Origin of the sequence: Aestuariispira ectoiniformans (genome assembly GCF_025136295.1) — a bacterium.
In the GTDB taxonomy this organism is placed as follows: Bacteria; Pseudomonadota; Alphaproteobacteria; order UBA8366; family Aestuariispiraceae; genus Aestuariispira_A; species Aestuariispira_A ectoiniformans.
Genome location: NZ_CP062788.1, coordinates 4,148,089 through 4,161,628 on the forward strand (window position 1 = coordinate 4,148,089; position 13,540 = coordinate 4,161,628).

A 13,540-nucleotide genomic window follows, 5' to 3' on the forward strand; every position below is an offset into this window, starting at 1 on the left:
ACTGAGTTAATGAGATGAACAGACAAGCTCATTAACGGCATCTAATGGATGTGACTTACCATGGGCTTTGGTGCATTGTTATTAGGATGCTTCGTAGCTCATCGCAATGAGTGCGGATACATTTTCGATATCTTTCTTCGACTTGATTGTGATTTCCAAGTCGCCGGTGCCGAAATGCCCGATTTGGCGCACGTCACGCATCATCATTGGATCCATGTCAACGGTGTCGGGATCAAGGTTCAAGTAAACGCGCACAACACGTTTTTGATTGTATATTTGGACTGACGCAAAGTTCCGGTTTCGCCGAAATGCCATATAATGCTTCTGTGGGTGAATAGTTACATCGTCGCCTAATGCCCGAAGCGTCCCAGCAAGTTTGTCATAGACTGCCCGCAAGTCCTTTGGTGCAGCCTCGATTTTGTCCTTTACCGTGACAACTGGCTTCCCAGCCTTCACTTTCACGCTACCGCCTCGGCTCGGAACAGCTTCTTCCAGCTCTTCAGCCAGTTTCGGCAATACAAGAAGCCGATGTATCAGCCCTTCAACCGTGTCCAGTATGACGGCGATTTGCTCTTTCGTTGGTGCCCAACCGCGATGGGCAGCGGCGTTACCCGCATCGACTACGGGATTCAAGATTTCTCGTTCGTGTTGAGACAGCATGCCGCCGTCCTGCAAGGCTTGTAGACCTTTCTGGAAATTACCCTTGTCACCAACAGTCAACACAATCAAGCGATCTATCAACGTCCGCGAACCGAACGTTGCGAGATAATGAGAGCCGGTTTGAAGGGAATTATAGATTTCGTCTGAAATCTCACGAAGAGTAGGGTCTGGAAGGTCTTCAAACCACGCTGGCGGATTGCGGTAGGTGACGGGCGGATAGATTACCTCGTCCCATTTTCCCTGGTTGTCAGATTCGCCTTTATACGGTTTATCAAAATATTCAACATCTTCCGAAAACAGCGTCATCTTGACAAGTTCAAGATTCTCGCAACCACAGCATTCAATTATCAGCATGCGTTGCTTAAACCAAACCATCTGATTGTCGTCGTCATCATGCTTGTTGTATTCGCCGCGAACAAAATGCTTGGTCTTCTGCTTACAGGCATTGCAGAAAAACCATTCAATTCGCTCTTCAGTCATGACTTTTCCTCTGACTGCTTTTCGTCGTATAGAGCAAAATTCAGCTCCATGACGAATTCGTCAGGGTCATCGCCGGACACCTCGCAAAAATCCAAAATTTCTATCCAAGGGTTTCCACCCGGTTTTCGATCCCAAAGACTAACTATATATTTTCCCGGAATGTGATCTTCATCGATGCTGCCCAGACAATGATCTTCGATAAGTTCCATATTGCTCTTAAGCTTGGCGTGAGAGATCCTGAATACGGAAATCACCTCTTGGACGGGAAGCCCCCCCAGATCTCTCCGCTTCATCCTCTCCGCGATGCGCAGTGCAAAACGTCGTTGATTTAATGGAAGCTCAGATAATTTCTCAACGAATTGCCTAACCCCATCTACTTCTTCTTTCGCCGTACATATTTCTTCAATTTTAAGCGCTTTGGAGAGACGCTTAAGGTTATTGGGCATCTTGGGCATAGTTTGTTGAGTGAGATCTGCGTATTCCTCTAGAAACTGCAACTCTGCCTTGCGAAACCGTTCTTCGTGTTGCTTTTTGTAACGCTTTAGCAGTTCGGCTGGGAACTTATCTTCATTCGCTTTATCGTCGATCACATCGTGGCAGTTTGCACAGACAACAAATAGGTTCTCTATTGCGCGACGATCTTCGTTGCTCATGTTCTCTTCAAATCGAGCGCCACCCTTTTCTGCTGCATAAATATGCGCGACCTTTCCAATCATTGTCCCTAACTCATGAACCAGTGGATTGTTGCAGCCTGGCATTGCGCACAAGTTTCCGCTATGCGCAAAAAGCTTTTTAAGAACGCTTGTTGTTGGCGTGAGACGTTGAACTTCTTCCTTACTCATCTCGTGTCCACCCTGCTTTTCCTTCGCACTTTTCGCAGCCCGACCAGTAGGTACCTTCTGCTTCACCGGTGAATGGCTCGCTGCACCACTCGCAATATTCGATTTTTCCAGGCCAACTAAAACAGTTAAAACAAAATACTATCTCGCCATTATCAAGCGTGCCCGCCGTTTCAGGAATGTGCCCACACTCGGTGCAAAATGCGGGTTGATTGGGTTCGTCGTGCCTCGCTTTACCTTCAATCGTGTATTCAAAAAGTACGTCGTCTAAATCAATTGACGAGCCACAGTGCTCGCACGTCCACTGCTCGCATTCTTCCAGCGACAGTAGGGTTTTCTCTTTGCAATCTTCGTCAGGGCAGATATGCAGTAGGAAGCTTTCTTCAGCGAGGCAAACCCGGCATTCGTGCTCTTGTGGGCCGATTTCGTCAAGCACTTGGGCCTCAAAGCCGCAGGCACTGCAAGTTGCCAAAATCGCACCATCTTGACGAGCAGCCTCTAGTTCTGGTCGGATTTGGTCGTAGACGGTAGTAAGGTACTCGCGATGGCGCTTCATCGCTAAGTTGATTTCTGCCACTTGATGCTGAAAATCGGCAAATACTTCTTGCCATTCGTCGCCAAGTAGGCGGCGCAGGTAGAACCACCCCCGACATTGCTCCAAGATAACAACTTCTTTTTGTTTCTCTTGGTCCGGCTCGTTTGCATTGATGGGATGGTGGAAATGCACCATCCTGTTTCTATGCTTTCTTAGTTCATCGAATGAATTGAAAGCATTGGGAGAAACAGCAACCTTGGCCACCTTTTTTAACCGTTGAACAGCCTGCTTCAAGCCAACAGTGTGAGCTTCGCCGTTCAGGAATTCATCAATGTCCGCTTTATTGGGGTCGACTACGATTAGTGTCCAGTGTTCGTGCATCAGGCGCGCTTTTACAAGAAGTTCAACGCCAGAGTAGAAATTTATAACGGAGTATTTCAGTGTGTCCGGCGAGACATTTTCCCAAAGCTGCTCGATAGCTCTTGTGACGAAGCCAAAGCCATTTTCGCATAGGTGTGTGAATTGCTCATCGTGGGTCAGTATCCTTCTAACCATCTACTCACCGGCGTTCACAAACAAAGTTTCGAGCTCGACCATCGCGTTTTGGATCGAGGCTTCGGTGAGGCGTAGCTTTTCGATCTTAGGGCGCCACTCATCGTCGGCTTCGATGTAGGAAAGGACCGCTGCTGGAGTTGGGCGTGTGCCCTCGTGATCGAGCGCCAGTATGGCATAGTCTATGGTCGCAAGCATCTCCCATATGTCGTTGGACTTGTATTTGAAACGGTCGCGAACCCACGCGGCGGTAGGCGCGAACTTATAGCGTTCTATCCACTCATCCATTTCTGCGGCGGTGTCGCCCGGCGCGTTGCCTTCTCCAAATTTTCCGGTCGCCCGTTTGACCCAATTCTTCTCCGTGGCAATCTTGATGCCACCGGAATAGCGCATAGTGGGATTATAGGGGCCTGCGGCCTTCCTCAGGTAATTTTTGTCGAGCACGCGCTCTCCCATATGGCGACGCGCGAAATAAACTGCTTTTTGAAGTCTGAAGTTACCTATCGGCTGGCCGTTGTCTTCCTGGAACGCTCTAATGATAGCCCCAACAAGCACCGCTTCCTTGAATGACGTGTCGATAACTGTGTCCTGTGTGGTGGGAATTTGGATAACGTTTGCTTCTGATGTCACGGGAGCAGAGTGAGATGTATTCGCTCGCCGTTCGAAAATCTCATGCAACATCGCGGGAATAAGGGCTTGTGTGTCTTTAGCAGTCGCGGCCCTAATGGCACGCACCTGTTCGACTTGAGCACATAGCTCTACAAATCGCCGCTGAACGTCAATATCGGGGACAGGAACGTGAATTTTCTCCGCCTTCTTGATCCCCAATGTCCGGTTCCGCCCGGCCCCACCGGGCGAGGCTTCACCAACCTTTTGTAGCCCTTCTGGAGTGAGAAGATAGAACCGCAGGAACTCCGCCAAGGCGAGTTCGTTCTTGGGAACGCAAGTCAAAAAGCGATGCGATCCGACGCGACCATGATCTTCAGCTCCAGGGACTGCGATTGCGCCCTCCCATGCGAACACGATGTTAAAAAGCAAATCACCTTTGTGAATTTCGAATAGGCGCTTGTTGCCCACATCGGCACCAGTAAGCGTTGGTTTGTGAAAAGTACCCTTGCCGAAAGAACGCACACCTAGCTCTGGGTATTCCCCATCAAGAAGGACTTCGACGGGGCGCCGCACGAGCGGTGCTACTTCGGAAAGCGGTCGGTACTTTACACCGTCGATGATTTCTTGGAACGCGTTGAACAGCATAGCGTTGGCTTCGCGTTCGACCACCTCTAATTCGGCTTCTCGTTCCCTCAGTTTCGCTTGCACTTCGTCTAGCCTACAAACAAGATCTCGCTGTTCATCGAGTGGTGGAATAGGTATTGAGACGTTGAGAAACGCTTGTGGCTTTAGTCTGTTTTGTCCACTCGTCCCGCGAGAAAGTTTGTCACATTGCTCCCAAAGCAAATGTGACTTGGTGAACCAATAGAAAAATCTAGGAAGCAACGCAGTTTGATCTATCACATAGAGAGGAAATTCCGGCGAAACAAAGCAACCGTGCAATTCCTTACTAACTACACTTACACTGCCATTTCGCGCCCAAATCTTATTGACGATAATATCGTCCTCCTTGAGCCGAGACAAAGCGCTGTAACGGGTTTCAGCACCTGTTATGGTATCACGCTCGTATGCTCCTGCTCCCCACAGACGGACCCCAACTTGTCGATACTTCTTCGTCGGCTCTACTGGCTCTGAACGTTTAGCCAGACACGCTAACGAAGATAATTTCACTGTATTCCAGGCCACTATGCCATCTCCGACAGAGTGCGCTTAATATCGTCCATGATTGCAAGAATGCGTTGTTCCTTGGCATCAATGCTTTCGACGATTTCAAGTGGGGTGCGATGATCAACAGTGCCACCCGCATTAGGGTTCTTCAGGTCAAGATTGCAGTCAACAACACGCCCCGTTTCGTCGGTCTTGATGAGGTCCGGCCCGTGCACTTTCCACGCCTGTTCATTTTCCTCCCTAGTATACCACCAATTGAGGCAGGGCTTCAGTTCGTCAAAGGTCAACGGAACGGTTTTCGAATATTTCTTACGTCCTTCCGGTTTGGGCTGTTCGTAAAACCAGATATCATCGGTTACCTTCGTCGTATCGAAGAAAATGATGTTCGCGGGAATATCCGTGTAGGGCGCAAAAACGCCTTCGGGCAGGCGAAGGACGGTGTGAAGATTGAATTCCTTCAGCAAGTCCGCCTTGATGCGTGCTGCGATACCACCACCAAACAACACGCCATGAGGGACAACGACGGCAGCGCGGCCTTTACCCCCTCGTTTTACACGCCGCATGATGAGTTGCAGGAACAGCAAGGCCGTTTCCGACGTACGCCGGTCTTCCGGGAAATTGTTCAGGATGCCGGTTTCTTCCTCCCCACCAAAGGGAGGGTTGGTCAGAATAACCTCTACACGGTCGGCTTCGCCAATTTCCGACAGGCGAATCTTCAACGAATTGTCCGGCGTTATTTTGGGCGCTTCCAACCCATGCAGCAGGAGGTTCATCTGCACGAGAAGGAAGGGAAGTGGCTTTGCTTCGCCGCCATAAATGCTCGACGATTGGAGTATTTTGCGCTTTTCGACTGTATCGGCTTGTCTGGCCATATGCTCGTAGGCTTCGGTCAAGAATCCGCCAGTGCCGCAAGCCGGGTCGAGAACCGCCTCGCCAAGCTGCGGATTGGTCACCTCGACCATGAAACGCACGATGGGACGTGGTGTATAGAACTCACCGGAATCCCCCGCCGCATCGCGCATTTCACGCAGCAGGGTTTCATAGAGCCGACCAAGTGTGTGAATTTCGTCTGAGGAATCGAAATGGATACCGTCAATGAGATTAATGACGTCACGCAGCAGGTAACCGCTTTCCATACGGTTTGACAGACCTCGGAAAACGGTTGCGATGACGTCTTTACGCCCGCGAGTGCCATTGTTGCCGCGAAGATTTCGTAGATAGGCGAACAGGCCCGGACCTTTGTTCCCATCCGGGCGGTCAGCCTCGTCCAAGGTCAGAAAATCGATTAGATCAGGACCGGTGATACCGCCTTCTTCGGCTGCCCAATCGCGCCAACGATAAGGCGCTTCGATGGCTCCGTGATATGTTTTACCCGCGACTTCCGCACGTTCTTCCTCAATATGCTCCATGTCGTCCAAGAATTTCAGGAACATAATCCAGGTGAGCATCGGCAGGCGGTCGAGATCGCCACTCAGTCCCTTGTCTTTACGCATAATTTTGCGCGCCGACTTGATTATACTGTCAAGGCGTTGGGCGGTCGTTTGTGGTTTCTTTTTTGGTTGGCGTGCCAAGGCTATATCTCTTTCTTATGCACTATAAAGACGCTTCTGCAACTCGTTGACGGCTTCCCGCATGGCCTTGCCGCCGCCAAAGCGTGCAGCGATTTCCACGACGTTTCCCCAATCATTAAAAGGTGGAATTTCAAGCACGTCTGGCAGCTTGAATTGCGCGGTTCCATGGTCCGCATATTTCTCAATGAGAGCATTGAGCACTTCGCGGGCCTTCTCTCCATGCTTCTCGAAGAAGGCCGACTCTTCGCGCTTCAACCTTTCAGCACGCTCACGCCGCGTGCGTAGGGGGGCGTTATAGGCGAGGTGGCAAAGCAGGTCAAAAGGATCGGCGTCGGGCTTGCCTACATCCACACCGAGTGTTTGCGTGTCAATGCCCTTGTCTTCAAGCTGTTCAATAATGTCGGCACGACGCGTAGGATCCAGCCAGTCATTCCTTAGTTCGGAAGCATTCGGATAGAGCGTACGCACCTTTTCGCCAGTATAGTCTGTCAGTTGGCGAACGATGAGCTGTTTGCCCTCGGAATCGAGTTCATAGACCAAATGGCCGATTATTTCGACGCTGCCGCCGTCATAATAGAACTTTCGTGGCAAGTCCGGTTCCGTGTCGTCAGATAGGCCGCCATCCAGATCGTCTATTGCGGTCGTATCGGTATCGCCAGGGGTGTCGGTCTCTTCGGTGATTTCCGTTTCGTCGACAACATCACCGTCTTCGTCGATAACCTGTTCACGCTCCCCAACCGGATCACCATCAAAGGCCGGATCGGCAAATTTTTCTGTGGCGGTGCCAGTATAATCGATGATGTTAAAAGCCAGCTTGCCGTAGTCGGGGCGCAGGCGTGTTCCGCGCCCGATTATCTGCTTGAATTCTGGCATTGAGCCAACGACCCGCGCCAGTACTACATTCTTGCATGTGGGAGCATCGACACCCGTCGTCAGCATTTGTGAGGTTGTTAGGATGACGGGCGTAGACTTTTCAATATCCTGAAATTTGGCACGGTGCGCAGAACCGATGTCTCCTTCGTCGGAAGTTACGCGGCATACATAGTCGGGGTATTGTTTCACTAGGTCCGAGTTGATACGCGCGAGCGCATTACGCATCTCAAGGGCATGTTCTTGATTGACACAGAAGACGATGGTTTTCGCAAAACGATCTGTTTGCTTAAGGAAGGTTGTCAAATGCGCCGCAAACGCTTCGGTTCTAGCCCGCAGGGCAACGACGCGTTCGAAATCTCGGGTCCCATACTGAGCGTCTGGTATTTCGCGTCCGTAGCGGTCGAGTTCCCCTTGAGATGGCCGCCAACCCACCGCATCGAAATCTGAAATCACACGGTGCACGCGGTAGGGTGCTAAAAAGCCATCGGCGATGCCTTGGGCAAGACTATATTCGTAGACCGGATCACCGAAGTAGTTGTAGGTGTCGGCATTGTCCTCGCGCCTTGGCGTGGCCGTCATGCCAATCTGATAGGCCGGTTCGAACCATTCCAGAATTTCTCGCCAATTGCTGTCGTCGCGCGCACTACCACGGTGACATTCATCGACAATAATGAGGTCAAAAAAGTCCTTCGCATATTCTTTGAAGAGGCCATCGCGGGACTCGTCACCTGCAATAGCCTGGTAGATTGCGAAATAGATATCGCGACCCTTGCTGATTTCACCGCCGGAAATTTTGAAGCGGGCATCACCAAAGGCGCTAAAGTCTTTGTCTTTAGGATCGTCCACCAGAACATTTCGGTCCGCTAAGAAAAGAATTTTTGGCTTTCGGTTTTTGCCCTTTGGGTTCCAACCGCCGTTCCATAGCTTCCAGCAGATTTGAAACGCAACAGCCGTTTTGCCTGCACCGGTACAAAGGGTTAGCAAAACGCGCCTGCGTTGCTGAAGGATCGACTGGACCGCACGATTAACCGCAATTTCCTGGTAGTAGCGAAGCGGTTTGTCCTTGTCGGGAAAGGTCGGAGAAAGGAGGTGTTCTTTGATATCGTTGTCTAAGTTTTCGGATTGGGAAAGACGCCCCCAAAGCTCTTCAGGCGATGGAAAAGTGGTTAGGTCGCGTTCAATACCGGTGGTGTAGTCGACCTCGATAATTTCCCGGCCATTGGTAGCATAGGCGAATTTCAGACCAAGAATCTCCGCGTATTCCTTAGCCTGCTGTAGGCCATTTGCAGCGTGTTTGTATTTGGATTTCGCTTCAACCACCGCAATGGGGAAGTCTGACCGATAGCGCAGTATGAAGTCGGCGCGCTTTTGTCGTCCCCGACGCGCTTTCCCACCCACGAACACGATTCGTCCATCGGTAAAGGACCGTTGCTCGTTGATTGCGTACGGCGGATTATCCCATCCAGCTTCAACGAGCTTCGGTATCACCTCTTTTCGACATGTATCTGCCTCAGTATCCAAGAAAACTCCCCCCCTAATGCCGCGCTTCTAACGCGATCAACTAATTCAACTTTCGCCAAGTACTTCGCGTCTCTTCTAACAATCTCTAGCAGCCAGCTCGACATGGTTCCAAGGAAACCTCAGATCGTCATCGAAGTTCGAAGGTCAGGCTTCCGCATTTCGACCACTTCGTACATTCATCGTCACGCCACAAGATTTCCATAAGCACAACCTACTCCTCTGCCGTATTGGAGCAGGACGGCTTTATAGTCAACCGCTTCGGGCGATGCATCACCAGTTGACAGCCTCGCACAATGGTCGCGGCTCTATCAACGTGAAAACACACAAGCCAGAACAGTCTGAAGACGGCAACACACCAGCCGATACGTGGCCAGTCGAACGATACGCCAATAGCGGCTCAACGGAAGTAAATGATATCAATTTTGACGAATTTGCGAACCAGCACCAGTAACTGTGACATGCGACATTGTTGGAAATGGCGATAGTTACGCCCCTACTCTATGTCCGCTGAAACCGAACTCCAGCTCCACCACCATTTTCCGGAAAAAACTCTATTCCTGCGTCGATCATAGCCTGCGCAAGCGCTACAAGGTTGTTGTGAACCGGGGTCCGTGTTCCACGTTCAAAATCCGCTACAGTTGAACGGCCGACATGAGCCTTTTCCGCCAGTTCTGTCTGCGACCACCCAAGCAGTCCGCGTCCTGCTCTACATAAAGCTGGCGAGAAAAATTGACTAATCTCATACAAATTGTTTGACATAATTCATTCCTTCATACATAATGTCTGACATTAGCCATTCTGCTTAAGGAGAGCAACCCATGAACCAAGAAGTCACCCTCCCCGATACCGTCACCAATTTCATTGCCCATGCGATCGAAGGCGCGTTGGACAAGACTTTCGAACCGGATCCTCTCTACGGGCCGGAATATTCCGGGCTGCAGAGCGTGCTGGCCTCGATGCAGAAACGCCATGGCCATGTTGTGAACCTCTGCATCTGTGAAGCCGTAAGTCTCAGCAGGTTCCACACCGTCCTCGAGACCGGCGATTTCTATGTCACCAACGCCGCAGATCGGATTGCCGAACAGTCTCTGTTCGACGGGAACGCCCTGCCCGATCTGACTTACGGCGCGGAACCGACACGTCGTATCCGCCTGGACCTTGCAGTGATCGATCACCGCACAAATACCGTGACCGCCTACGAGATCAAACGCGGCAACGGTATGCTCGATGCAGGCAAACGCCGTCAGGTGATGCGCGACATGCTCTGTGCCCGCATGCTGATCAAGAGCTTCGCCGCACAGCAGGGCTATAAGGTCGAAGCCGGAGATGCAAAAACGATCTTCTATTATGGCAAACGCTGCCTGCCCGAAGACTTCGCCCTGACCGGTTCGCAGTTGGACGAGCATTTCAGTTTCCCGGTGACTGCCCTGGTCGATGCCGGTACCGATCACTTCCGAGACAGCATCAAAGACGCGATCCCGCGCCTGACCGAGACGGCCCTGTTCAGCCAGGTCGCCTGAACCAATATCGCGTCTTTGCCGCTGGCGGGATACCCGCCCCTAACTCCCTAACACAATTCGCGCGCCTTTGGTGGCCGCAGAGCCTGCGGCCACTGACGCTCCCTCTATGTCTAATTCCCCGAGGATCGCCATGAGTGACGATTGCCCGACACGCGACATTCCGACCCTGATGTGGTGGCGCCGCCTGCCGATGCGGCAACTAGCGGGGCAATGCTCCACCCTGCGATCGACCGTGGTCGAGGCAAGCCGGACCCATCTGCCGCCGCACCTCTTGTCGCAAGCCATGGCCGACGAGGCTGATCATCTGCCACTCGTCGCCTGCTGGTTACTGCCCACCAGTGTGGATCGGGACCTCATCGGCAGCTGGCTGCTGCTGGGAGCCTTGCTGGACGACAAACTCAGCGGCGAGGCTCTGGTCCAGCTGCTCTGGCAAGAGGCGATGTTTGTCCGGCGCGACCAGGCCAATGAACAAGATCGCAATGAGACGCTTAACGGCGTGTTGTTTCTGGCCGCGCAGTGGAGCCTTAAATATCCCGTGTCTTTGACCTGCAACCTGCTCGACACGCGTTTTCATCTGGCGGTGATCGGAGACGCTATGCAGGTCTATGCCACATTCGACGCCGGAGAGGAAAGCGATCCCTGGGCAAAGCCCAAACAGGGGCTGTCCCGCTTCGCAACACAAGAAACCGAGACCGGTGAAATCGATTTCACCGGACCTGAACTGCAGGTCATTCAAGGTCGCCAGGACACCAAGGACGATCCGGCCCTGCGGGTCCGATATAAATCCCTCTGGCATGCCCTGCCGCTGGCGGGCGGCCAGTTCAGTCCTGACCGGATCGAGACGGCGTTGACGAATGAGTTTCCCTGGATGCAGGAGGCGATCAAGCAGATCGCCGACGATCTACGGCTGATGCATTTTGCCGGAAGGCCCTGGTTGCATTTCCGGCCATTGCTACTGGTCGGACCGCCCGGGGTCGGCAAGACCCGTCTTGCCCACCGATTGGCCCGGATGGCCGGAACCGGTTTCGCCGAAGTCAATGCCGGTGGCGCCAGTGACAACCGCATGCTGGCCGGAACTGCCCGGGGCTGGTCTTCCGCCCAGCCTTCCCTGCCGCTAATCACCATCAGCCGATGCGGCACCGCCAACCCGGTGATCGTCGTCGACGAGATCGACAAGGCCGTCTCCGGTGGCCACAACGGCGACCTCCGCGCGACACTGCTCTCCCTATTGGAGCCCGAGACGGCCCGGAGCTGGTTCGACGAATGCTTACTAGCTAGTTGCGATCTCAGTCAGGTTTCCTGGCTGCTGACTGCGAATAGCCTCGACGGCATTCCGGCTCCTTTGCTTTCGCGGCTTCGTATCGTGAAGGTGGGCCACCCGGAGGCGGAACATTTCGAGGCGCTGATCCAGGGTATCCAGCAGGATCTGGCCGCCGAGCTGGACCTGCCGCTTTCCCTGCTGCCGGAATTGGACGAGCGGGCTGAAGAGCGGCTCCGCGAGCGTTTCGCAAAGGGCCTCAGCGCCCGCAAACTCCGGGCCGCCGTCGAGAGTGCGATTGCCGCCGTGACCCCGCTCGCAAGGCCGCCGGTTCACTGAGGACAAGCACAAACGCCGGAAAACAAGTCGACCGCGCTGCCCGCAGGCCCCAAACAAAGAAAGGATGCAGCGATCATGCAGGATAACGATACCCAGACCGTCCCTGTGCCCAGGCTCCTGATCGAACTCAGGGATGGGTCGATCTCCAGGATCATCGCGGACCAGCCGATTGCCACCCTCACCATCGACCCGGCCGGTTCGGCCGATCACCCGCAGGCTCTCGGATTTGTCGCCGCCGGGGCCGACGAGATCTTCTCGCGGCAGGATTTCGACCGGTTGCTGCGGAACCGGTTCGACCGCGTCCTCGACCTTCTCAACGACCCACCGCCGCCGGACTGAGGCAATACAGCGCTCATTTTCCGAAGGCGGGAGACAGCAGACAGGAATAGTCAAATTTTCTTAATTCTCCTTGCCCCAATCTCACCCTGCCTTAAGACAGAAACGCTCGGCAAACGGGTTCAAATAATGTCGATGGCCTGAGCCTAAGATCCCGCATTACACAGAGGCAATTCGACCTAACCTGATTGGTAGGGCACGCTGTCGATCACCCCTCTCCGGATCATGCTGGGTGTTGCCTCCAGACGTTTGGCGCAATGTCCCGCCAGGCTGGCTGCACTTGAAAAACCGGCAGCATAGGCGACAGAGGTAATTGACTTGGATGTGTTCCGCAGCATCCACACAGCCGCTTTGAGCTTTGCCTCTATCAGGAAGTTTTGAGGCGACATCCCCACCTGCGCTTTAAACAGGCGCAGGAAATGCCGCTCTGTCAGGCCGAGGGAGGCTGCAAGCTCCGATATACGGGGATTATCCGTTGACCGGCTTTCCAGAATCACCAGCGCCTTTTGGATTCGTGGGTCTGAAATATCGAGATATCGGTTCATGCCTACACGTTCCAGGGTACCGAGGGAACCGCGCTCGGTCAGCGACAGTTGATGCACCGATTTGGCAGAGCGCTCCGGCCCGAAATGTTCCCCGATGATCTTCGTCATGTAAGAGAGGATCGAGATTCCGCCCGGTACGGTCACTATTCCATCCCGCCCCTCGAAATCTGATTTTGAGGTGAACCTGTGCCCCGGAAAGGCCAGTTCGAAATCCGCCGTGTGGTAGGGGTGAATACAGGCCAGTTGGCCTTCGAGGAGTTTTTCTTCCGCCAGGACAAAACTGCCCGTGCATAGCCCCACAATCACACAACCCACCTTATGCGTCGCGTGAATATAGGCGCGGTGCCGATCGGGCGCCTTCTCAAGGTCCTTCAATAGGCCGCCGATGACGAAGAGATAATCAAATTCACTCGGGTTCACATAGGGATGTGTGGTCCGCAGCTCAATCCCACAGCTTGATCGAATGACTTGTTCCTCGGCACCCAGGATTTCCCATCGTGCATAACGCTGCTCTGAATGGTCGCCATAATCGCCCGCATGGCGCAGGCTTTCGACAATTCCGGTAAAGGACATGAGCGGAAAGGTCGGCCAGAGAAGAATGCCCACCGTCAGTCGGCTTCCCTGACCGCCCGCATTCGGAAGCCTCCGGTCCCAGATGTCGTCGAGCCAGTTGACATAGGCTTCGCCTCCGACCTGCCTTGCTTCCCTGTCTGTTTCCATCTCACCCGCCACCGC

General features: G+C 53.2%; 11 protein-coding genes. 3 read left to right on the forward strand and 8 right to left on the reverse strand.

The features are described from left to right. Positions 1–81 precede the first annotated feature (81 nt). From IF205_RS19550 to IF205_RS19580, 7 genes are all read right to left on the reverse strand, one after another. The gene (locus tag IF205_RS19550) at positions 82–1,140 is read right to left on the reverse strand and encodes a DUF4145 domain-containing protein (RefSeq protein ID WP_259781033.1); all 1,059 of its coding nucleotides are present in this window, start codon (positions 1,138–1,140) and stop codon (positions 82–84) included. Next, positions 1,137–1,982 carry a hypothetical protein gene (locus tag IF205_RS19555; RefSeq protein ID WP_259781034.1) on the reverse strand — a complete coding sequence of 282 codons (846 nt, stop codon included), beginning with the start codon at positions 1,980–1,982 and terminating at the stop codon, positions 1,137–1,139. The genes IF205_RS19550 and IF205_RS19555 overlap by 4 nt, the downstream gene beginning before the upstream one ends. Further along, the gene (locus IF205_RS19560) at positions 1,975–3,069 is read right to left on the reverse strand and encodes a hypothetical protein (RefSeq protein ID WP_259781035.1); all 1,095 of its coding nucleotides are present in this window, start codon (positions 3,067–3,069) and stop codon (positions 1,975–1,977) included. The genes IF205_RS19555 and IF205_RS19560 overlap by 8 nt, the downstream gene beginning before the upstream one ends. Beyond that, positions 3,070–4,860, reverse strand: coding sequence for a restriction endonuclease subunit S (locus IF205_RS19565; protein WP_259781036.1), 1,791 nt, complete (start codon positions 4,858–4,860; stop codon positions 3,070–3,072). After that, positions 4,860–6,413, reverse strand: a complete 1,554-nt coding sequence (locus IF205_RS19570) for a class I SAM-dependent DNA methyltransferase (protein WP_511261484.1) — start codon at positions 6,411–6,413, stop codon at positions 4,860–4,862. Before IF205_RS19570 ends, IF205_RS19565 begins: the two co-directional genes overlap by 1 nt. Positions 6,414–6,428: 15 nt before the next feature. Further along, the gene (gene hsdR, locus IF205_RS19575) at positions 6,429–8,807 is read right to left on the reverse strand and encodes an EcoAI/FtnUII family type I restriction enzme subunit R (RefSeq protein WP_259781038.1); all 2,379 of its coding nucleotides are present in this window, start codon (positions 8,805–8,807) and stop codon (positions 6,429–6,431) included. A gap of 498 nt (positions 8,808–9,305) precedes the next feature. Then, positions 9,306–9,566 (reverse strand): helix-turn-helix domain-containing protein, encoded by a 261-nt coding sequence (locus tag IF205_RS19580; RefSeq protein WP_259781039.1) that lies wholly within the window; start codon positions 9,564–9,566, stop codon positions 9,306–9,308. Between the two features lie 59 nt (positions 9,567–9,625). Between IF205_RS19580 and IF205_RS19585 the strand changes: the two genes are divergently transcribed. The 3 genes from IF205_RS19585 to IF205_RS19595 all read left to right on the forward strand — a co-directional run bounded on the left by IF205_RS19585 (position 9,626) and on the right by IF205_RS19595 (position 12,263). Continuing rightward, positions 9,626–10,327: a hypothetical protein gene (locus IF205_RS19585; protein ID WP_259781040.1), complete on the forward strand. Its 702-nt coding sequence runs from the start codon at positions 9,626–9,628 to the stop codon at positions 10,325–10,327. A 130-nt stretch (positions 10,328–10,457) separates the two neighbouring features. Then, complete coding sequence (locus IF205_RS19590; RefSeq protein ID WP_259781041.1) at positions 10,458–11,924, forward strand: AAA family ATPase; 1,467 nt, start codon at positions 10,458–10,460, stop codon at positions 11,922–11,924. Positions 11,925–11,999: 75 nt separating this feature from the next. Next, a complete protein-coding gene (locus tag IF205_RS19595; RefSeq protein ID WP_259781042.1) occupies positions 12,000–12,263 on the forward strand; it encodes a hypothetical protein in 264 nt (87 codons plus the stop codon). A gap of 176 nt (positions 12,264–12,439) precedes the next feature. Here the strand turns inward: IF205_RS19595 and IF205_RS19600 are convergent, their stop codons facing one another. Then, the gene (locus tag IF205_RS19600) at positions 12,440–13,525 is read right to left on the reverse strand and encodes a GlxA family transcriptional regulator (protein ID WP_259781043.1); all 1,086 of its coding nucleotides are present in this window, start codon (positions 13,523–13,525) and stop codon (positions 12,440–12,442) included. Between the last annotated feature and the right edge of the window lie 15 nt (positions 13,526–13,540).

Coding starts and splice junctions, on each gene's coding strand:
- IF205_RS19585 (WP_259781040.1), top strand. CDS start 9,626: ATGAACCAAGAAGTCACCCTCCCCGATACCGTCACCAATTTCATTGCC.
- IF205_RS19555 (WP_259781034.1), bottom strand. CDS start 1,982: ATGAGTAAGGAAGAAGTTCAACGTCTCACGCCAACAACAAGCGTTCTT.
- IF205_RS19580 (WP_259781039.1), bottom strand. CDS start 9,566: ATGTCAAACAATTTGTATGAGATTAGTCAATTTTTCTCGCCAGCTTTA.
- IF205_RS19600 (WP_259781043.1), bottom strand. CDS start 13,525: ATGGAAACAGACAGGGAAGCAAGGCAGGTCGGAGGCGAAGCCTATGTC.
- IF205_RS19550 (WP_259781033.1), bottom strand. CDS start 1,140: ATGACTGAAGAGCGAATTGAATGGTTTTTCTGCAATGCCTGTAAGCAG.
- IF205_RS19590 (WP_259781041.1), top strand. CDS start 10,458: ATGAGTGACGATTGCCCGACACGCGACATTCCGACCCTGATGTGGTGG.
- IF205_RS19595 (WP_259781042.1), top strand. CDS start 12,000: ATGCAGGATAACGATACCCAGACCGTCCCTGTGCCCAGGCTCCTGATC.
- IF205_RS19560 (WP_259781035.1), bottom strand. CDS start 3,069: ATGGTTAGAAGGATACTGACCCACGATGAGCAATTCACACACCTATGC.